The sequence below is a fragment of the Adhaeribacter pallidiroseus genome, from assembly GCF_003340495.1.
GTDB classification, from domain to species: Bacteria; Bacteroidota; Bacteroidia; order Cytophagales; family Hymenobacteraceae; genus Adhaeribacter; species Adhaeribacter pallidiroseus.
On the sequence record NZ_QASA01000001.1, the window covers coordinates 3,348,184 to 3,367,186 of the forward strand.

Annotated in this window: 22 protein-coding genes and 1 tRNA gene; 19 read left to right on the forward strand and 4 right to left on the reverse strand. The window is 41.6% G+C overall.

Annotated features, from left to right (window positions below):
- The first annotated feature begins 193 nt into the window (after nucleotides 1-193).
- The 7 genes from AHMF7616_RS13315 (at nucleotide 194) to AHMF7616_RS13340 (ending at nucleotide 7,798) form a co-directional block, all read left to right on the forward strand.
- Nucleotides 194-3,367: a TonB-dependent receptor gene (locus AHMF7616_RS13315; RefSeq protein WP_115373332.1), complete on the forward strand. Its 3,174-nt coding sequence runs from the start codon at nucleotides 194-196 to the stop codon at nucleotides 3,365-3,367.
- Between the two features lie 557 nt (nucleotides 3,368-3,924).
- Complete coding sequence (locus tag AHMF7616_RS13320; protein ID WP_147275680.1) at nucleotides 3,925-4,296, forward strand: carboxypeptidase-like regulatory domain-containing protein; 372 nt, start codon at nucleotides 3,925-3,927, stop codon at nucleotides 4,294-4,296.
- A 126-nt stretch (nucleotides 4,297-4,422) separates the two neighbouring features.
- Entirely contained in the window at nucleotides 4,423-4,575 is a 153-nt protein-coding gene (locus tag AHMF7616_RS26405) for a hypothetical protein (RefSeq protein WP_158546161.1), read from the forward strand.
- Nucleotides 4,576-4,607: 32 nt separating this feature from the next.
- Entirely contained in the window at nucleotides 4,608-5,570 is a 963-nt protein-coding gene (locus tag AHMF7616_RS13325; RefSeq protein ID WP_115373334.1) for an outer membrane beta-barrel protein, read from the forward strand.
- Nucleotides 5,561-6,862, forward strand: coding sequence for an outer membrane beta-barrel protein (locus AHMF7616_RS13330; RefSeq protein WP_115373335.1), 1,302 nt, complete (start codon nucleotides 5,561-5,563; stop codon nucleotides 6,860-6,862). The genes AHMF7616_RS13325 and AHMF7616_RS13330 overlap by 10 nt, the downstream gene beginning before the upstream one ends.
- A gap of 105 nt (nucleotides 6,863-6,967) precedes the next feature.
- Nucleotides 6,968-7,210 (forward strand): hypothetical protein, encoded by a 243-nt coding sequence (locus AHMF7616_RS13335; protein ID WP_147275681.1) that lies wholly within the window; start codon nucleotides 6,968-6,970, stop codon nucleotides 7,208-7,210.
- A gap of 514 nt (nucleotides 7,211-7,724) precedes the next feature.
- Nucleotides 7,725-7,798 (forward strand) — tRNA-Ala (locus AHMF7616_RS13340).
- A gap of 228 nt (nucleotides 7,799-8,026) precedes the next feature.
- Here the strand turns inward: AHMF7616_RS13340 and AHMF7616_RS13345 are convergent.
- A complete protein-coding gene (locus AHMF7616_RS13345) occupies nucleotides 8,027-8,263 on the reverse strand; it encodes a hypothetical protein (protein ID WP_147275682.1) in 237 nt (78 codons plus the stop codon).
- A 79-nt stretch (nucleotides 8,264-8,342) separates the two neighbouring features.
- On the opposite strand from AHMF7616_RS13345, the gene AHMF7616_RS13350 reads away from it, so the two are divergent.
- The 5 genes from AHMF7616_RS13350 to AHMF7616_RS26410 all read left to right on the forward strand — a co-directional run bounded on the left by AHMF7616_RS13350 (nucleotide 8,343) and on the right by AHMF7616_RS26410 (nucleotide 10,150).
- Entirely contained in the window at nucleotides 8,343-8,567 is a 225-nt protein-coding gene (locus AHMF7616_RS13350; RefSeq protein ID WP_115373338.1) for a hypothetical protein, read from the forward strand.
- Between the two features lie 254 nt (nucleotides 8,568-8,821).
- Entirely contained in the window at nucleotides 8,822-9,040 is a 219-nt protein-coding gene (locus tag AHMF7616_RS13355) for a hypothetical protein (RefSeq protein ID WP_115373339.1), read from the forward strand.
- 67 nt (nucleotides 9,041-9,107) lie between these two features.
- Nucleotides 9,108-9,485, forward strand: coding sequence for a hypothetical protein (locus AHMF7616_RS13360; protein ID WP_115373340.1), 378 nt, complete (start codon nucleotides 9,108-9,110; stop codon nucleotides 9,483-9,485).
- Between the two features lie 105 nt (nucleotides 9,486-9,590).
- Entirely contained in the window at nucleotides 9,591-9,929 is a 339-nt protein-coding gene (locus tag AHMF7616_RS13365; RefSeq protein ID WP_115373341.1) for an SOS response-associated peptidase family protein, read from the forward strand.
- A gap of 47 nt (nucleotides 9,930-9,976) precedes the next feature.
- Nucleotides 9,977-10,150: a hypothetical protein gene (locus tag AHMF7616_RS26410; protein WP_158546162.1), complete on the forward strand. Its 174-nt coding sequence runs from the start codon at nucleotides 9,977-9,979 to the stop codon at nucleotides 10,148-10,150.
- 73 nt (nucleotides 10,151-10,223) lie between these two features.
- Here AHMF7616_RS26410 and AHMF7616_RS26415 read toward each other — a convergent pair whose 3' ends face one another.
- Nucleotides 10,224-10,373: a hypothetical protein gene (locus AHMF7616_RS26415; protein WP_158546163.1), complete on the reverse strand. Its 150-nt coding sequence runs from the start codon at nucleotides 10,371-10,373 to the stop codon at nucleotides 10,224-10,226.
- Nucleotides 10,374-10,779: 406 nt separating this feature from the next.
- On the opposite strand from AHMF7616_RS26415, the gene AHMF7616_RS13370 reads away from it, so the two are divergent.
- The 3 genes from AHMF7616_RS13370 (at nucleotide 10,780) to AHMF7616_RS26420 (ending at nucleotide 12,042) form a co-directional block, all read left to right on the forward strand.
- Nucleotides 10,780-11,406, forward strand: a complete 627-nt coding sequence (locus AHMF7616_RS13370; RefSeq protein ID WP_199474216.1) for a DNA polymerase Y family protein — start codon at nucleotides 10,780-10,782, stop codon at nucleotides 11,404-11,406.
- Nucleotides 11,407-11,544: 138 nt separating this feature from the next.
- Nucleotides 11,545-11,844 carry a hypothetical protein gene (locus AHMF7616_RS26700; protein ID WP_199474218.1) on the forward strand — a complete coding sequence of 100 codons (300 nt, stop codon included), beginning with the start codon at nucleotides 11,545-11,547 and terminating at the stop codon, nucleotides 11,842-11,844.
- 60 nt (nucleotides 11,845-11,904) lie between these two features.
- Nucleotides 11,905-12,042, forward strand: coding sequence for a hypothetical protein (locus tag AHMF7616_RS26420; RefSeq protein ID WP_158546164.1), 138 nt, complete (start codon nucleotides 11,905-11,907; stop codon nucleotides 12,040-12,042).
- Nucleotides 12,043-12,316: 274 nt separating this feature from the next.
- On the opposite strand, the gene AHMF7616_RS13375 is transcribed toward AHMF7616_RS26420, so the two are convergent.
- Entirely contained in the window at nucleotides 12,317-12,757 is a 441-nt protein-coding gene (locus tag AHMF7616_RS13375; RefSeq protein ID WP_115373342.1) for a hypothetical protein, read from the reverse strand.
- Nucleotides 12,758-13,388: 631 nt separating this feature from the next.
- On the opposite strand from AHMF7616_RS13375, the gene AHMF7616_RS13380 reads away from it, so the two are divergent.
- Complete coding sequence (locus AHMF7616_RS13380) at nucleotides 13,389-14,171, forward strand: prohibitin family protein (protein ID WP_115373343.1); 783 nt, start codon at nucleotides 13,389-13,391, stop codon at nucleotides 14,169-14,171.
- 317 nt (nucleotides 14,172-14,488) lie between these two features.
- Here the strand turns inward: AHMF7616_RS13380 and AHMF7616_RS13385 are convergent, their stop codons facing one another.
- Nucleotides 14,489-16,756 (reverse strand): T9SS type A sorting domain-containing protein, encoded by a 2,268-nt coding sequence (locus tag AHMF7616_RS13385; RefSeq protein ID WP_158546165.1) that lies wholly within the window; start codon nucleotides 16,754-16,756, stop codon nucleotides 14,489-14,491.
- Between the two features lie 1,228 nt (nucleotides 16,757-17,984).
- On the opposite strand from AHMF7616_RS13385, the gene AHMF7616_RS13395 reads away from it, so the two are divergent.
- Genes AHMF7616_RS13395 through AHMF7616_RS13405 form a run of 3 tightly spaced genes read left to right on the forward strand, consistent with a single transcriptional unit; the run spans nucleotide 17,985 to nucleotide 18,997 of the window.
- Nucleotides 17,985-18,320, forward strand: a complete 336-nt coding sequence (locus AHMF7616_RS13395) for a hypothetical protein (RefSeq protein ID WP_233507530.1) — start codon at nucleotides 17,985-17,987, stop codon at nucleotides 18,318-18,320.
- A 41-nt stretch (nucleotides 18,321-18,361) separates the two neighbouring features.
- Nucleotides 18,362-18,652 (forward strand): hypothetical protein, encoded by a 291-nt coding sequence (locus AHMF7616_RS13400; RefSeq protein WP_115373346.1) that lies wholly within the window; start codon nucleotides 18,362-18,364, stop codon nucleotides 18,650-18,652.
- A gap of 54 nt (nucleotides 18,653-18,706) precedes the next feature.
- Entirely contained in the window at nucleotides 18,707-18,997 is a 291-nt protein-coding gene (locus AHMF7616_RS13405; protein ID WP_115373347.1) for a hypothetical protein, read from the forward strand.
- The last annotated feature ends 6 nt before the right edge of the window (nucleotides 18,998-19,003 follow it).

Below are 19,003 nucleotides of genomic sequence, written 5' to 3' on the forward strand. Positions count from 1 at the left end.
CTAACCTAACTTTTTACATTAAATTGGTAATTGCAGTTTTTGAAAGCATATATTTTCTGTAAAACCAGGTAAAGTATGCAGAAAGAGGTTGTTTTTACATGGGTTAATGATTTATTAACAATAAACCTCAAACTTTTTTCTAACACCGCCGCGCTATTTGCGTTTAGGGAAAGTAAACCAAAAGTTCTACTCCATGAAAATCTTTTACTTCCGAATTCTATCTCTTCTGGTTTTTTCAATTTTTTTTCAAAAAAGCTATGGTCAGGGAGTTACAACCTCTTCGTTAACCGGTACAATCACCGATGCCAACGGCGGTGAACTTCCGGGGGCTACCATTGTGGCGGTACACACGCCCTCAGGAACGCGCTATGGTACTACCAGCCTGGTAGATGGCCGTTATACCATCCCCAATATGCGGGTGGGTGGTCCTTACACCATAGATATTACTTTTGTGGGTTATCAGGAGCAGCGATCAGAAAATATCTTTTTGCGCCTTGGCGAACCATTTGTGTTAAACGGACGCTTATCAGAATCGGGCACGGCCTTGCAGGAAATAGTGGTCTCGGGTACCCGTAATCCGATTTTAAATGCCGAACGAACCGGCGCCTCTACCAACATCAGTCGTCAGCAAATAGAAACTTTGCCTACCATTAACCGGAGTTTGCAGGATTTTACCCGCTTAACCCCCCAGGCCAACGGCAATAGCTTTGGCGGTGCCAGTAACCGTTTTAATAATATCACCATCGACGGGGCGGTAAATAACGATGTTTTTGGTTTATCTAGTTCGGGTACGCCGGGGGGCCAGGCCAGCACCCAACCCATATCCTTAGATGCTATACAAGAAATTCAGGTAGTATTGGCTCCGTACGATGTTACCTATGGTAATTTTACCGGTGGAGGGGTAAATGCGGTTACGCGGTCCGGCACGAATGACTTTGAGGGCTCTATTTATACTTTTATTAAAGGTGAAAATTTTGTAGGTAGAAACCCAGTCAGTAATGCAAAATATACTACGTTCTTAGATAACCAATACGGGTTCCGTTTAGGTGGGCCCATTATTAAAAATAAGCTGTTCTTTTTTGTCAACGCCGAAAGAGGACGGCGCGAAGCGCCTTTAGCCTTTAACGCCGGTGAAAATGGATCGGCTATAACAGTTGGTACAGCGCAAACCATCCGCGATTATACTTTAGCTACTTACGGTTACGATGTGGGCGGCTACGGGCCCGTGGATTTAAAAAGAGACAACGACAAACTTTTTGGCCGCATCGATTGGAATATTTCGGATAAACACCAGTTAACCATCCGGCACAATTACATTACCGCTTCGGACGATAATTTAACCCGTTCGGGTACCAGCTTCTCGTTTGGCAACAATGCCTACCAGTTTAGTAACCAGCAAAACATTTCGGTGCTGGAGTTAAGAAGTAATTTGTCGGCTTCTTTATCTAATAATTTAATTTTGGGTTACTCCCGCATCCGCGATAGCCGTGAAATTGCCGGCAGCCTTTTCCCGCAAATCCAAATCCGGAACCTGGAAGGTGTTTCGTCCAACAGCGCTTATTTTGGTTCCGAAAGAAGCTCCGTCGCGAACGAACTCGACCAGGATATTTTTGAAATTACCGATAACTTCCGGTACGCTTTGGGCAAGCATACTCTAACTTTTGGTACGCACAACGAGTTTTTTAATTTTCGCAATTTATTTATCAACAACGTGGCCGGTCGTTGGGATTTTAATACTGTAGCCGATTATTTGGCCAATAACCCTTTACAAGCTCGCGCTACTTATTCCATTGTTCCGGGTGAAAGCCGGCCAGCTGCCGAATTTAGCGCGGCTCAGTTAGGCGTTTACGTGCAGGATGTATTTACCATTACGCCAGCCTTTCGCCTTACTGCCGGTGTGCGTTTAGATGTACCTATTATCAGCGATAAACCTTTAAATAACCCAATGGTGAGCACCACTTTTCCGGGAGTTCAAACCAATGAAACGCCCAGTGGTAAATTATTGTGGGCTCCGCGGGTTGGTTTTAACTACGACGTAACCGGCGACCGTTCGGTGCAGATTCGGGGTGGCGCAGGTATTTTTACCGGCCGGGTACCGTTTGTGTGGCTGTCGAACCAATTTGTGAACAGTGGCTTGGTGTTGGGTACGGTAGATGTTACCGATAACAATACTACTCCTTTGGTAAATGAAGTAAATGGTGGTAGAGGATTTCAGCCCGATCCGAACCAGCAGCAAAGTGTTGGGGGTCCTGTTTCCACGGTTGAAATAAACGCGGTTTCGGAAGACTTCCGGATTCCCCAAGTAGCCCGCTTTAACTTAGCGACCGATGTGCAATTACCGTTTGGCATTGTAGGAACCCTAGAAGGTATTTATTCGAAAACCATGAACAACGTTACCTACCGCGACATTAATCTGTTACCCTCCACCAGCACCATTAATGCGGAGTATTCGGGTGGAGCGGATCTGCGGCCCCGGTACAGCACCGCTCCTGCGGGTAAAGTAAGTACGGCTTATACCAACGCCATTTTTTTAGATAATACCAATAAAGGGTACAGCTATAACTTTACGGCGCAATTGCAGAAAAATTTTGATTTTAACATAAACGGCATGTTTGCTTATACTTACGGCCGCTCCACCGACGTAAACTCCGGAACCAACAGCACGGCTTTATCTAACTGGGAATTTGTGCAAATCGTCCGGGATCCCAATAATCCTCCTTTGACTACTTCGTACTACGAAACCCGCCACCGTTTAGTAGGAAGTTTGGGCTATAACGTTACCTACGGACCCAACAAAGCTTTTGGTACGGGCATTAATTTGTTTTACAGTGGCTTTTCGGGCACCCCGTTTACTTATGTATACAACGGCGACCTAAACGGCGATGGCCGGCAGGGAAACGATCTGTTGTTTGTACCGGCGTCGTTGGAACAAATTAATCTGGTAGATGTTCGGAATAGCGCGGGCGTGGTAACGTTGAGCCGCGACCAGCAATGGCAAAATTTAAACGCGTTTATCGAAAATGATCCGTACTTACGGGAACAGCGGGGCAAATATACCGAGCGGAACGGAGCCCGTACTCCCTGGGAACACCACTTTGATGTACGCGTAACCCAGGATTTAGGCGTATTAACCGGGAAGTATAAAAATACCCTGCAAATAACGTTTGATATTTTTAACGTGGGTAATTTAATTAACAATGATTGGGGACGCTCTTACTTTGTGTCGAACCAGGCGCTATCCCTTATTTCTACCGCTCGTGGCGTAAACGGCTTTAATTTTAACCGGACCAGTCCGGTCGGCTACGACTTGTCTGATTTAAGTTCAAGGTGGCAAGGCCAACTGGGTATCCGGTATTTATTCCAGTAATTTCCGTTAAATAGCCCAACAAAAAAGGTCAGGTACTTGTACCTGACCTTTTTTGTTGGGCGATCTCTAAATTTTTAAAATTCTGTTCAAATCCACCTAGTAATCGGAATTAAGCTTATTCAACTTTCCGCTTCAGGTTACCCCTCCTATTAATAATTATTCGTCACGCCCATTTCCCTAGTTCAGGAGAAAACTTAACCAGACAAGTGCTCACCAGTCGGAAACGTTCCACCTAGATTCATAAGAGTACTTTCGGCAAAAATTTTAAGCAGAACTATTTTGGAGTGTTGTAGAGTATAACCCGCTATGCTTCAATTATATTGCTTTTTAACATATTAAAATTTCAAAAAAAATCCTCTATTTTTAAAATTATTTTAAATTTTAAGCTGATTGTTTATTTATTTTGTAAATGTTTCAAAACTTTCTTAACAATTAAATAACATTCATTTACCCTCCGAGCAGTAATTTTGCACGCAAATTCAAACATTTTTTATGAAACACCTTTATCTAAGGCTGGCTGTTTTTTTATAACAGTTGGCATTCCCATTCATTTTACGGTGGCACAGACCTCGACTACCTCCGCCATGAACGGTTTGATTACCGATAAAAGTGGCGACGGCTTACCTGGTGCTACTGTTATTGCTATTCATACCCCTACCAACACCCAGTATGCCGCTACTACCAATAACGATGGCCGCTACAACATTCAGAACATGCGGGTAGGCGGGCCTTATACCGTTAAAACCACCTACGTAGGTTACCAAGACCAAACCCGCGAAAACATTACCTTAAGCTTAGGCCAAAATTTAAAATTAGATTTTACCATTGCCGAGAGCAGCATTAGTTTGGGCGAAGTAGAAGTAGTAGGTACCCGCAGCACCGTTATTAACGCCGACCGTACCGAAGCCGCAACCAATGTAACTGCCTAGCAAATTCAAACTTTACCTACCCTTAGCCGCAGCATTCAAGATTTTACCCGCTTAACGCCGCAAGCAAATGGCAACGGGTTTGCCGGTCGCAGCAGTTCTTTTAACAATATTTCCATTGATGGTGCTTTGTTTAACAACGCTTTTGGTTTATCCGGCAATTTAGGGGGTCAGACCAATGTCAATCCGATCAGCTTAGATGCGATTGACCAGATTCAGGTTCAGATTGCGCCTTTGATGTTCGGCAAGGCTCTTTTACCGGAGCCGGTATTAACGCGGTAACCCGCAGTGGCTCCAACGACTTTTGTGGTTCGGTGTATTATTTTTCGCGGACGCCGGGTTTGGTGGGCCGCGATGTAGGCGACCAGCATTTACCAAAACAGCAGTTTGATCTGAGCCAATTAGGTTTCCGGTTAGGAGGCCCTATTGTAAAAGATAAATTATTCTTTTTTGTGAATTACGAGCGCGAAAGACGCACGGACCCTGCCACTACGTATTTAGCGCGTCGCCCGGGATTAACCGGTACGAACGTTACCACCGTAGATGCCGCGGTACTGGATGAACTTAGCTCGTTTTTAAATCAGAAGTTTGGTTACCAAACGGGAGGTTACGAAAATTACGACTTTGAAACCAATTCGGATAAGGCTACCGTTAAAATCGACTGGAACATTAACGCGAAAAGCAACTTTTCTTTAAAATACAACTTTCTTGATTCGTACCGCGACCAGATTATCAGCAACAGCGGTGGTCCGTCCGGGAATCGCCAACCCGGCGTAAACACTTTGCCTTTCCAGAGTTCCGGCTACGCCATTAACAACAATTTTAATTCGTTTATTGGTGAGTTAAACACGAAAATCAGCGACAAATACGCGAACAACTTAATTGTAGGTTACACCGGTTTGCGCGATTTCCGCAGTCCGGCCAGTAGCTTGTTCCCGCTGGTGGAAATTGAAAACGGTGCTGGTTTAAGCTTAACCTCGTTTGGTTACGAGCCTTTTACCTCTTTTAATATTCTGAACTCCGATATCTACCAGTTAAGCGATAACTTAACTTTAGCTTTAGGCAAACACGTGGTGACCTTAGGTACTTCAAACGAAGCCTATCATTTCCGGAATGGTTTTGCCCCGAACTACTACGGCCGTTACCGGTACCGGAATATTCAGGATTTTTACGATGCCGTAAACACCAACACCCCCGGGCCAGTCAGTATCAGGTACAATACGCGGCTAATCCCAACGGTGTTTTTCCGTACGCCGATATCAATGCTTTGCAGTTAGGTTTTTACGCGCAGGACGAATTCTCGCCCCTGGAAAACGTAAAGATCATGTTTGGTCTCCGCGCCGATATTCCGATTATAAACACGGAATTACCGCGTAACCAACCTTTAGAGAATCTTACTTTCCGGGAAGGTCGCCAAATAGATGTAAGCCAGTTTCAGAAAACCACGCCCTTGTGGTCACCGCGCGTCGGCTTTAACGTAGACGTGAACAACGATCAGAAGACGCAGGTACGCGGGGGAACTGGTATTTTCACCGGCCGGGTGCCCTACGTGTGGATTTCGAACCAGGCGAGTAATAACGGGGTACTGTTTGGCTCCATTTCCAACAGCGCTTCCGGTACGGCCTTGGTGCCTAATTTATTCAGCCCGAACGTAGGCACCACGCTGGACCAAGCCGACACCAACCCGAATTTACCCGCCAGCCGTACCGCCAGTTCTTCTTATAACATTGCGGTTACCGCTTCGGATTTTAAATTTCCGCAGATTTTCCGGACCAATATTGCCTTGGATCAGAAACTGCCAGGAGGCATTGTGGCTACTTTAGAAGGTATTTTCACCAAAGATTTAAACGCGGTTTATCACCAGAATATCAACTTACCCGAAGCAAGCTTCCGGCCCAATGGACCCGATAACCGCCCTACGTTCTGGGTAGAAAACCGAGCTGTGACCAGTGCAATTACTTACGCGGCCGTAAACCGCATTTACGGTGGCGTTATCCCCTCAAACAATACCCCCGAAAAACCTAACATTTCGGATGTGATTTTAATGCGGAACTCTAATAAAGGATATTCTTACGCCTTAACTGCCCAACTTCAGAAACAATTCGAGAATGGCCTGTACGCCATGGCGGCTTATACCTACTCGGACGCCCGCTCCGTGAACGATGGAGGTTCTATTGCTCAATCGATCTGGCGCGACCGCCAGGTTTCCGGTGACCCGAATGCCAACGTGCTGAGTTATTCTAACTTTTTACAACGCCACCGCATTGTAGCGGCTATTTCTTACCGCAAAGAATACTTAAACCGCTTAGCTACTTCGGTGGGTTTATTCGTAGATGCCGGGCCTAATTTCCGATATTCGTATACCTACGCCGGCGATATGAACGGCGATGGCCAGAGCAACGATTTAATTTATATTCCGCGCGATGCCAGCGAAATTGTGTTTGAAGACGTAAAAGATGCCCGCACCAGCGAAGTACTTTATTCAGGCGCCGATCAATCCCGTGATTTTTTCAGCTACGTTAGCCAGGACAAATATTTGCGCGAAAACCAAGGCAAATACGCCGAATGAAATGTCGCGGAATCGCCGTGGGTATCGAACTTCGATTTAAAAATAACGCAGGATTTATTCCAGAACATTGGCCGTAAGAAAAACACCTTACAGTTTTCGTTAGACGTGTTTAATTTGGGTAACCGGTTAAATTCAGATTGGGGCGTACGCGATAATACCATCCGGGCCTCCATCTTGTCCTTCCGTCGCATTGAAACAGCCGCAGGACCAAACCAGGGGAAACCTGTATTCCAGTTTCCTTACCAGGATGCCAACACCAAACAAGTACTATCCACCTCCTACCGCGATGCTACCACCGAAGCCAGCCGTTGGCGGGCCCAGTTAGGCATCCGGTATATCTTTAACTAAGCCATTAATTTTATTTAAAAAAAAGGTCGGGGTAATCCCGGCCTTTTTTGTTTTACATCCGCAATAAATAATACTGGCTACCTCCGTGTTAATGGGTAAAACTTGGTAAAATTTAAAAAACTGGATGGTTGACTACCTCCAGTAGAAATGAATATTAAAAAAATAATTCTTTAAAGTATTACCGGATGGCTATCATCTATTGTGGATTGAGCGGATACTATAGAACTGTTAAGAGAATAACCAAGTCCTTATGACAAATTTAAAAAATTTAAACAAGTGTTACTTGCTGTGCTTACTTGATTGCTTCTCTATGGTTCCTTTTCGGGAGATTAATTTCGTAGAGTAGTTACGTTCAGTTGGTATTGATTCGGCGCGACGCTGTTATGCAAGCGTAAAGGGTAGTTTTCGTAGATAATTGAATTGCATTCTACTTATTAAGAAATTTTTAATTTAAAGTGCTTCATAATTTTTGCGATAATTAAATAATATTCTACTTTTGTAGCACCAAACGCAAGGGGGATTAGCTCAGCTGGCTAGAGCGCTTGCATGGCATGCAAGAGGTCATCGGTTCGACTCCGATATTCTCCACTGATTTTTAAGCACTTACAGATAAATTTCTGTAAGTGCTTTTTTTTGTGCACACAAATTGCACACAACTTAGTCCGTTCTTCTGTTACTCTCCACTTCTAAATGTTTCTCTTTTATAAAAAGCCTTTTACATTTATTATAGTAGAAAGCTTTAAAGGTTTAAGCTGGATTATTGATTTGATAAAGATGCAGGAATGGATCGGTGTCATTGCGGAAAGTCAATAGGTCTTACACTCTGTACATGGCATGCCGGCCAATGAGTTTAAAGGGTAATCCCTTGTCACTATTGTTGCGGCCAGTTAGATCAAAATCTGGTTTCTGGGGGTAAGCAGCTAATGGAGGAACAGCTATTGGATTGACCTTGGAGTACAGGATTTTGCGGGTGTGTTGGCTAGTAACTTCTTCCTCCGGGCCTAAGGCAATGCGTTCCCCAACAAGAACCTGACAAAAGTGCTTTCTTGCCATTTCAAGATGCTGTTGAAGCAATTCGACGAATGACAAGTAATAGAGTTCATCTATTAACTTATTTAATTAAATAAGGTATTTGGATGATTACTTCGAAATACCCGTAACTTATAAAAAGGAAGAACACGACTTTAGAATCCGGTTGATCATGACCGATTACACGCATCAGTTTGAAGTAGATGAAGATCAGAGTTGCGGGGCCTTGGTGGATGAGGCAACCTTGCAGAGGAACCCTAAGCTGGCTAAGGCATTGTTACAAGTTATTGCCGAGATACTTGATCAATGTAAAGATATTGTTGTTTAGAGCCTTGCATTTTCTGCACTTCCCATTCTTACTAAAGGATTGAACATAAAAAAACCGGTAAACTAGTATGCTTGCCACTCCCTACAAGGAAAGTGGTAAAAGGTATACTACTAGTACAACTATGTGTTTTGAGTTTAGGGCACTTAGAATTTATCCGGCTGTTTTAACGCTATTCTAATAAAAAGAATAACAGCCTCTAGCATCTAAAGTATTTCTTGTTCGTAAGAGAGGCCAAATAAAATTAATGCCGCAAGATGGGACAAGAAGAAAACAGGGAATACCTGCATGAAATAAGACAAGGCATTATTACCATAAATGAAAATCTGGAGCAAATAGAGGGGTTGTTGAAAGAGCTAATACTTACGGGTAAGATTGATCTGGATAACGCCGAAATTTTCATGCACATGGCCGCCTGGAACCGGGTCATCGGTGAGATGCAAGTCATTAAGGGAGCCTTGAGCCGAATTAAATAAATATAATTATAATTTCCAGTTGTTTATAAGGGCTATGCGTTAAGATTATTATAATTATAAAAACGCAATGTCAGGAAAAAACAAAAAGCAATTCGGCGTATGGTTAGATTCTAATCAGGCCACTGTAGTGGGCAGAGAACAAGTAGATAATGGTGATTTTATTATTTTGGCCGAAGTTAAGAATAATGGTCAAGGGAGCAACTCCAACGAAAACACTGCTAACAACGCAGAACAATCCTTGCAGCTAAAATTCTTTAAAGAAATAACCACCCACCTGCAAAATGCCGAGGAGGTGCATGTAACGGGCACCGGTATTTCGCAGGAACAGTTTATGCATTTTTTAGCCGAAACCGCTCAGTTCAAGAACACGGTGGCTAAAGAGAGTACTTCGCAAAAAATGGGCGACAAAAAGCTAGTAGATTATATTGCAGAACAATTTAACTAAAGTGTTTCTCCTTTATAAAAGCTGCTTCAAACCAAATGAGGCAGCTTTTATAATTTATACCGGATTTCAGGTTAATTCAGCTAAACTAAACTAAAAAGCAAGAAGATAAAAAAAAATTATTTTATTAACCTGAAAAATGAGAACCTGCTGGCATTTGCCGGCTTGTGGGACGAACGGATAGATACCAGTTCCGGCGAAATGGTGCGTTCTTCTACCATCATCACTACTCAAGCCAACGAACTAGTAAAGCCCATCTATCCGGAACGTATGCCGTTATTTTGGATCGCGACACCGAAAAATGGTAGATTTCTAATGATTTTAGTAAGCAAGAATTTCTCGATTTACTACAACCTTTCGATCCCAGAAAGATGCAAGCCCAACCCATTCCAGGTACTGCTTTTTTCCCTAGTCCAAAGTAATTTATTGCTGTTCCGGAAAGAATAAATTCACTTGGTAAATAACTAAGTTTCTCCATCAACGTAACCTCCATTATGGATGGACAAGAATATAGTGAGTTAAGCAAACGTTTTGGGGAATTAACGCTTAAAGAAAATTTAAGCCCAGCAGAAAAAGCAGAATACGAAGATCTAAAAAAAAGAATGACTCTGCTTAGTCCGGACGATAATACGGAAGATTTTCTGGAAAGTGACGCCAGAGGTAATTAATTCTTAACCTCGTTCTTGCGGGTAATTATATCGTTATAGCGTTTTACTTTCACGTACCCCCTTTAATAGTCGGCTATTTCAGGTTAGCAAAGACCTTATCGGCCTCCGCTTCGTTGAGATTATCTGTTATCATTAAGTCTTTTTCGCTGTTTTCTTTGCGGAGTACCACTTTATAAACCAGTTGTATATGCATGGCATGTTGCTGATGGAAAGCTATAGCCATTTGGCAAATTTATCTAATCCGTTTTCTTCAGGCATTTCCAACACCAGCTACTCGCCGGGGTACTTAAAATCCGGAATAATCAGGTGCGTTTCTAGCCATTTAGCTTGTTTCACCTCTGGTACTTGCGCTAGGTGCTGCACTTTAAATTTCTTGTACTCTATTAACTTGCTACTGTGCTTTTACTAAATACATGAGATAACAAGAGCTACTTCTCCTGTGGTAGAAGTAATTGCCTCGTGAAATGCACCAATCATTTTAATTTTACTATATTAAAAGCCAAATTATTCGAAAAATATTTAGTTATAATCTAATATATTAAGTTATTGCTGACATTATTAGTATTTATTGCTACTAATGTCAGCAATAACGTGAGACATGCTGCCGGAAAACCTTACTTTTCGAGTTGTTGAAACGTTTACGTAATTCGCAGCTCGCCGGCAAGCCCCTCATCACCGGGGGCTTGTCCGACCGGGGCGTAGTAACCAGTTGCAGCTGCGAAACCCGGTGTTACGGGGTACACGCGGGCATGCCTATCCGGATGGCGAAGCAACTATGCGAGGAAGCACTCATTTTGCGGGGCGACATGGAAGCCTACAGCAAGTACTCGGCTGACGTTACCCAAGTGATTGCCGTTAAAGCGGAATCTACGAGAATTGACAAGCACTATCTGGACGTAATGGGCGTGGACCGTATCTTTGGTACCTGGAAGTGGACCAGTGAACTCCACCAGACCATTATGCGAGAGACAGGTTTACCCATCTCCTTTGGCCTATCGGTGAATAAAACCGTTTCCAAGATTGCTACGGGCCAGGCCAAACCCAATGGCGCCTTACAAGTGCTTATTACCTTAAATAACCTGCTGGTAGCGATGACGGAGAAGCTGACTTTTATGCTGCGGCAACAAGAAAAGCTTACTAGCTGCATTACGGTAAAGATTCGCTACGCTAACTTTACCACGTACACCCAGCAGATAATGATCCCCTACAACGCGGACGATCACATCCTGATCCGTAAAGCCAAGGTGTTGTTTTAAAGCCCTATAACCGCCGTCTGCTGATTCGCTTGCTGGGCGTACGGTTGAGCCACCTGGTTCAGGGCTTTCAGCAGATTGATTTATTTGAAGATACCACGGAATGCGTGAACCTCTACCAGGCCATGGCAGAAGGTACGCATGGTGGGTACTTTGGTAACCACCATACAGTTACGCAACATTCGCGGAGAACTCATGCAGTTTGGCACTTTCCTGGACACCAACAATGACTTTTTTGATACCGTCCACTTTCCGTCATCCTTACAAGTGTGGTCCTTCAAAGGCCCTGGCGTATACTTGCTCCTAGGCCGGATTACGAAAGAGTTTGGCTTCCCGAGTATGGAAGTAGAAAAAATGGACAAACTCCCTTTCAGGAAAAACATCAGCCTGCAGCGGTTAAGCTTGCCTAAGGAATCAAAGGTAAATAAAAGTATTAGGTAATTTAGAACAGAATTATTTGGAGTTCTTTTTGTATATACATTTAATCATATATTTATCATTATGGCAGAATATCAACTCATTTATTTTGGATTAGCTTTTCTCACCAGCTTTAATATTTTGCTGGGCATGATAAGCTTAAACTTTTTTCTCAAAAGCAAACAAGCCAAGGAGCAACAAGAGCTCGATAAAGGGTACTAACAAGTACGTTTTTTTAAGAAAGGTTCTCACTTTAGGCATCATTAACCCAATAAAAAGATCAAAACTAAATTACCTTTTTTAGCTAAGTTATTTTACAATTTACTTGTAAAATAAAGCGTTTCTTGTTTCCGCGCATTAAAAAAAAATAAAACATCTGGTTCTATACTATAGTTGTAGCGCAAATCAGCATCACTGCTACCGTTGTAGCCAATACATAGAACAATACCGGTTCCTTGGTTTCGTATTTACAGGAAGTTGTTGAAGAGTTAGCGTATTACCTATAAAATTGCATTGTTAAAACTGATCTTGCCGATGTTTTCTGAATACCATTTTCCATATAAGTATCCTTGAGCGTTTCCATATCCCAGATCATATTCCTATAATTCCAAATTATAATCTCAAACGGTTGATTTACGCCATTCCTCGCAAGAGAAATAAATCTTTTGTCTTTGGTCATACTGGTAGAATAAGTACCGTTTTCCGTAGTGCCATCCTTGTAGAGCACATTCATCTTATGATCTTTAAAGGTGAATATCGCCTCTGGATAATCAATTTCTCGGTAGATGATGACCCCGGCAGAATCATAAAACTCATAACTTTTAGCAGCATTAGTCCAAACGCCTTCTACCACATGATCCGTAGAGCTTACGCCGCCCTCATCTTTTTTGCAGCTGGAAATGCCAATAAATAAGATAACAACAAAGAGGTACTTCATAAAAATCAGAGTTTAGTGGTCATTAAGGAGTTTGCGCATACATTTCTATTCTCTATTGGATATCCTTTAACTAAGCCTCCAAGAATACAGTATCCACAAAGCCTAGCACAAACAAGAGTTTATGAAGAGGTAAAAAATATAAAACCTCCACATATTAGCCATTTAAGTATAGAATTGAATCGTATAATTTTCTGTATGGCAGAGGGCTAAACAGGTGCCCTTTTAAAGATTTGTTTTGCTAAAACACTTTTACCATAACTACCTCAGTATAAACGATCTGGCCAGTGAGCGAATCTACGAGGAAGATTTATGCTAAAAGGATGAAGGGGAATTACAGAAAGATAATTAATGATCTTTTCATTAACTCAATAATCTGAAAATATTATAATTTTTAAAAAATCGTATTCCTTCATGTAACCTAGCTGTTTGGTTTTAGTGAACCAATGGCTGAATTTTTAAAAAAGCCAGCTTCAACAACTCCTCCAAGCTTGATTATTAATGACAGATATCTATTATTCTAGTATATTTAGCTGCGGGTAAATTGCTTGTTCAGATTTTTTTATCCGAGTAATTTTATACCAACACTACAGTATCATTTAACGCTATGTAACATTCCCAAGGGCCTTACTATATGAAAAAAATATTTGCTGCACTTATTTTGGTGGCTCTCCTAATTACGGGTTTCACTTTTAGTTGTACCCGCATTGATGCGGGCCACGAAGGGATTTTAGTAAAACAATACGGCTCTGATAAGGGGGTACAAGATGTTTCTTTAGTAACCGGACGTGTCTTCTATAATCCTTTAGTAGAAAACGTATATGAGTTTCCGGTTTTTATTCAAACCGCCGATTATGAAGCCTTTAACGTGAACGCCAAAGATGGTTCCGTTTTTACCGTAGACCCGACTATTTCCTTTGCGGTTACTCCAGGCAAATCGCCGCATATCTTCTCGAAATACCGGAAAAGAATAGAAGAAATTACGAAAACCACGTTATACAATTACGTGAAAGACGCTTTTCGTAACCAAATGAATAAATACTCGACGGATGAGCTGATTAGTAACCGGCAAAAATTCGAAGCCGATGTGCAGTCTACCCTCGCCACTACCTTAGAAGCCGATGGGTTTAAATTAGAGCAGTTAACCAGCGGACTCCAGTATCCGGATGCGATTGTGCGCGCCATTGATGCCAAGAACAAAGCGGTACAGGAAGCCATGCAGGTAGAAAATGAGTTAAAAGTAGCTGAGGCACAGGCTAAAAAACTAATTATTCAGGCCGAAGCCGAAAAGAAAGCCAATGAATTAAAACAATCTGCTTTAACCCCTTTGTTAATTCAACAACAGTTTATTGAGAAGTGGGATGGTCATACTCCTTTGTATGGCAATTCGCCGGTTATGTTTAAAAGTGTGCAGTAAAAGATTTTTGTTGATTCTTATATTTAAAAGAATATTTCTTTGATTTGGCAGATAATAACCTAAGCGGCATACTAAAAATTTAAAAAAACCTGGTAGTGACACGTTTTTTTTAAATTTTTAGTATTTTCATAATCCATTTTATTAAATCCCGTCGCGTATACGAATTAACAATATGCAGGAATACCCCCTAATCTTGCTTAAGGGCAAAATAAACCCTTTTGGCAACGGCTTATAGGTAAAGCCTACTTAATATAATCCGAATAATCCACGACGGGCAACATGTATTTTAAAAAATCTTTTGCCAAAACGTAGTTACCTTAAAGTTTGCTTATTACCACGCGCTTGGCATACACTTTTTCTTTCGAATAAATTAAAGCGGTATACACCCCCGAACTTAAAAAGGCCACATTCAGATGGACTTGTTTGGAATTAGCAGGTTGTATCAATACCGTACTGCCAGCGCTATTTACTACCTGTACTTTATTTATGATGTGTTCATGGCTAATCTGCAAATAATTACTTGTTGGGTTTGGATACGCTTTTAATGCCGGGTGCTCTTCTTCCGGTAAACCTATTACTACTTCTTCCAGGTTATTAATGGTAATCAGATGCGTAGACTCATACGTGAGGTTGCCCTGATCTTTGGTTTGCAAGCGAATGGTATAACTGCTTTTCGTTTCGTAATCAAAGGAAACCGCCGCGCGTAGTTCATTACCCGAAACAGTAAAAGAAGCATTATCCTCATCCCCGTATCCAACTACTAACTGGTACGTATGGCTATCTGGATCATCTTCATCCAAGGAATTAAGCAGGCCAATAACCGCCCCTTTTTTGTTATTTTCATCTATTTCCTGAGCAGAAAGCCAAATATCCTGGGGCGCTTCGTTCAGGTCTTTTACCTGAATCGTGAATGCTTTTTCAAAAGTACCATAGCCTTTCCGATCGTTGGTTCTTACCCGGATATGATAAACAGTCTGGTATTCATAATCTGGAGAACTCCAAAGTTCCAACTTGTTGTCTTGTATTAAAAAATAATCATTATCATCATCTCCCTCTCCTTTAACCAAGGTGTACGTATGGGTATCTGCCGCATCGGCATCGGTGGTAGTAAAAGTACCAATGGTACTACCATACTCTGTATTTTCGGGTATCGTGGCAACCGAAAGAGCAAGATCGGTAGGAGCCACGTTCGGTTCCATGCTCAACTTAATAATCCAGTAATCATAAAGGCCCTTGCTATTCTCGGTTTTATCTTCTTCCGCGTCTGCGAAACTAGATCCGCCTAATACAAAACCACCATCCTGGGTTAAAGTCATAGTGGTTAAGATGTCCGTCCAGGATGTGCCAATGGTACGATCCCAGATCTTGTTGCCTTGGGCATCCAGCAGGAGTACCCAATAATCATCCAGAATATCCGTTTCCTCCGATTTATCACCATCAGCATTCGAATCAGAATGTCCGGCGACTAAATATTTACCTTCGGCGGTTACAGCTAAAGACACTAATTTGTCGGTGTAATAGCCGCCAAAAACCTTATCCCAAGCTTTACTTCCATCGGCATTCAGTTTTACTAACCAATAATCCTGACTGTAGTCTTTGCTATCCTGGGTTTTATCCCCGCTACTATCCGAAGAAGAACTGCCCCCTAACAGAAAGCCACCGTCCGGGGTGGGTACAACTGAGCTTAATTTATCGTTATAATCCCCGCCGAAGGACTTATCCCACAGCTTCTTACCCACTGCATCTATCTTAACCAGCCAGTAGTCACTGGAGCCTTGCGATTCCTGGGTGCGATCGCCACTTTGGTAAGAATAAGAAGTGCCACCCAAAATATACCCTCCATCTTTGGTTGGCAAAAGCGCAGCTAATTTATCGGCATCATCCCCGCCAAAGGTTTTATCCCACTCTTTACTGCCGTTGGCCTTAATTTTAATAATCCAATAATCGGTTCCCCACGAACCTTTATTGTCTTCGGTTTTATCCCCGCCCCTAAAGGAATACGATGATCCTCCCAGAATATACCCGCCGTCTTTGGTTGGTTGCAGTACCGTTAGGGTATCGGCATCGTAGCCGCCAAAGGTTTTATCCCATTCTTTACTACCATCGGCCCGGAGCTTAACAATCCAGTAATCGGCACTGCCCCGGGAATCTTGCGATTTATGGCCGCTCTTATCCGAGTCAGAGGTACCACCCAGGATATAGCCCCCATCCGGCGTTTGTTGCACTACCTTTAATACGTCTGTTCCCGTACCACCAATGGTTTTGTCCCATTGTTTCTTACCAGAAGCATCTAATTGAACAATCCAATAATCTTCCCAATACCCGATAGCGTTCTGGGATTTATCACCCCCTTTATCACCAAAAGAAGTTCCGCCCAGAATATAGCCGCCATCTTTGGTCAGTTGCACCGAAGCCAGATTATCGGACCACTCCGAGCCAATGGTTTTGTCCCACTGGATAGTTTGACTTAAAGCTAAAATAGGAATGCCGCTCAGGAGCCAGAGCGTTAAGGTTAGCGGCCGCCATAAGGGGAGCACAGGTAAGATGTTGACCAATAAGTAAATGCCGCGTAAAGGTTTTTTCATTCTGATTGCTGTTGTGCGTAAACGAGAGTAGTACAAGAGAAAAAAGCACATTACTTACCAGGAAGTAAGCCGGGAAGATAATTTACGCGCGTTTAGGTCGTAAATCAATCGTCAAATTACTGATTAGTAAGAAGATGAAAAATTTTTAGAAGGGTTATTATTTAAAAAAATTTAAAAATTACCGTTATTTTAACCAGTAATTTAAATATTAGAGGCAAGAGTGTAAGTTTTTTGCGAACTAACGGAATAAAAAAGCTTTTCGCGCTATAAATTGGTTAGTTGATTTCGGTTCAAACAAAATTTAAATAAAGCTTTTTGTACTATAAAGTACTGTTAGCTCCTTTATACGAAACGCATTACCACCATATAAATTAGCCATTGCTACCTTCTTTATAGATTCATAATTTAAAAAATTAGGTTGTAAATTTTCCCACCGATTTTAAGACATTTATGAAACCAGCTGATTTACCCTTTACCTATTTATATCAGTAAAATTAGTTTTTTAAATTTTGGTGATTGGCGGCATTATTACTTATTTATAGGTAGGAGAATAATGAACCGGCTTTACCTAGCCTCTTATTTTTAAATTAATTTAAAATTCACTAACCTACTTCTTGCCTTTTCGTAAATCTTTTTTAACTTTGAAAAACAAAGTACTTTAGAGCAAAACAAACGTTAAACTAAGTGGAGCTGCGCTATTTAAACCATAATTTCGCTTGGTAAATCTAAAAAGGTAGCTTCTAACGGCGGAACACCTGGCCTGATCGGAGTGCCGGAGCAAATAATTCGGGGCGCTCGGAAATAAGTTAGCAGCAACCGCTCATAACCTGTTTCCTTAGTTAGGTAATTTATATAAAACGAAATACTTGTAAAAAGAAAAGCAGTAGTAAAACCAACAGGCAACAGCAACCTGATCTTACACCATTTTAGAGATTAAGAAAAAGCATTTAAAGTTATTTACCTGTCCTATCTACCTAATTAAACAGGATATTTTTTTACATATATACTTTGTAATTCAAAGCACTTTATTAACCTACTTTGTACTAATTAATTACCCTTAACCAGCATTACAATGCCCCAAAGCAACGAGCACTAAACAAGTTAATTCCTGCGGCTTTAGCGGGTAATCAAGTGAGTTTCAGTAGCGTGATTCAGTACTATTACTACATAACTGCTTAAACTAACCGGAATAAAAGAGAGAAATTAAAAAATTTAAAATTATACTATCATGCGTAACATCAAGAATTTTCCAGAAGAAACAGTAGAAAACAGCGGATCCATTATTTTAAACAGCATTAGCTGGCTGTTTGGCATTGTTGTTTTTGCCATTGGCGTAGTAAATATGTTTTATGGGAACGACCCTGGGTTTGGCATTTTCATACTCCTTCTTTCATTTGTTTACTTCCTGCCAGTAAAAGCCATTTTCCAGAAAAAGATACATTTTGCTATTCCCAGATTAAACCTCTTGAAAGTTTTCCTGGGCTTGTTTATTATCTGGACCGCCTTAGGTGTTGGGGAATTATTTGATAAAATAAACCTCTTATTGCGTGATTTACATTCCTGAAAAATTAGCTTTCCAATAAAATTAGTAACAACATACAATTTATGATTATGCAAAATAAAAGACTTATCGGCATTATGCTCACCGTGGCGTTTTTATTGTTTATTCCTTTGATTGCGATGCAGTTTACCGCAGAAGTAAACTGGACTTTGTCGGACTTCGGGATTGCTGGGATTTTACTGCTCGGTACTGGTTTGCTGTGCGAAGGGGTTATGCGAACAGTTCAGAAAAAAGATTACCGTATCGGTATTATTGCCTTTATTCTGGTGGTACTCTTGCTCGTTTGGGCAGAATTGGCAGTTGGCATTTTCGGAACACCCTTCGCGGGTAGTTAGCAGGTAAAATCCTGAACGAGAACGAACGGTATATCCGATTAAAATGAAACAAGTATGGGAAATAAAATAGTAGTAAATAAAAGCTTAGGTCTTTGGCGTACAAGCGCTTGGGTATTTGGTTTAGCTGTTTTAACCGTTGGCCTATTAAATCTATTTTTGGTACATCCGGTACCCGGAACAGCTTATCTTCTTCTAGCGTTGGTTTACCTTCCACCGGCTAATGCCTACTTCGCAAAGAGGTTTAATTTTTCAATTCCACTGGTCGTAAAAATTATGCTGGGCCTTCTTCTGTTTCTGTTCACGTTAGGCGTAAGCGATTTAGGTGATATAATGGATAAGTTGTAAAAGTTC

What these genes read in the sequence shown, in the direction of transcription:
- AHMF7616_RS13315 (WP_115373332.1), top strand. Translation starts at nt 194, where the DNA reads ATGAAAATCTTTTACTTCCGAATTCTATCTCTTCTGGTTTTTTCAATT.
- AHMF7616_RS13345 (WP_147275682.1), bottom strand. Translation starts at nt 8,263, where the DNA reads ATGGCAAGAAAGCACTTTTGTCAGGTTCTTGTTGGGGAACGCATTGCC.
- AHMF7616_RS13355 (WP_115373339.1), top strand. Translation starts at nt 8,822, where the DNA reads ATGGGACAAGAAGAAAACAGGGAATACCTGCATGAAATAAGACAAGGC.
- AHMF7616_RS13360 (WP_115373340.1), top strand. Translation starts at nt 9,108, where the DNA reads ATGTCAGGAAAAAACAAAAAGCAATTCGGCGTATGGTTAGATTCTAAT.
- AHMF7616_RS26410 (WP_158546162.1), top strand. Translation starts at nt 9,977, where the DNA reads ATGGATGGACAAGAATATAGTGAGTTAAGCAAACGTTTTGGGGAATTA.
- AHMF7616_RS26415 (WP_158546163.1), bottom strand. Translation starts at nt 10,373, where the DNA reads ATGGCTATAGCTTTCCATCAGCAACATGCCATGCATATACAACTGGTT.
- AHMF7616_RS26700 (WP_199474218.1), top strand. Translation starts at nt 11,545, where the DNA reads ATGGTGGGTACTTTGGTAACCACCATACAGTTACGCAACATTCGCGGA.
- AHMF7616_RS26420 (WP_158546164.1), top strand. Translation starts at nt 11,905, where the DNA reads ATGGCAGAATATCAACTCATTTATTTTGGATTAGCTTTTCTCACCAGC.
- AHMF7616_RS13375 (WP_115373342.1), bottom strand. Translation starts at nt 12,757, where the DNA reads ATGAAGTACCTCTTTGTTGTTATCTTATTTATTGGCATTTCCAGCTGC.
- AHMF7616_RS13380 (WP_115373343.1), top strand. Translation starts at nt 13,389, where the DNA reads ATGAAAAAAATATTTGCTGCACTTATTTTGGTGGCTCTCCTAATTACG.
- AHMF7616_RS13385 (WP_158546165.1), bottom strand. Translation starts at nt 16,756, where the DNA reads ATGAAAAAACCTTTACGCGGCATTTACTTATTGGTCAACATCTTACCT.
- AHMF7616_RS13395 (WP_233507530.1), top strand. Translation starts at nt 17,985, where the DNA reads ATGCGTAACATCAAGAATTTTCCAGAAGAAACAGTAGAAAACAGCGGA.
- AHMF7616_RS13400 (WP_115373346.1), top strand. Translation starts at nt 18,362, where the DNA reads ATGATTATGCAAAATAAAAGACTTATCGGCATTATGCTCACCGTGGCG.
- AHMF7616_RS13405 (WP_115373347.1), top strand. Translation starts at nt 18,707, where the DNA reads ATGGGAAATAAAATAGTAGTAAATAAAAGCTTAGGTCTTTGGCGTACA.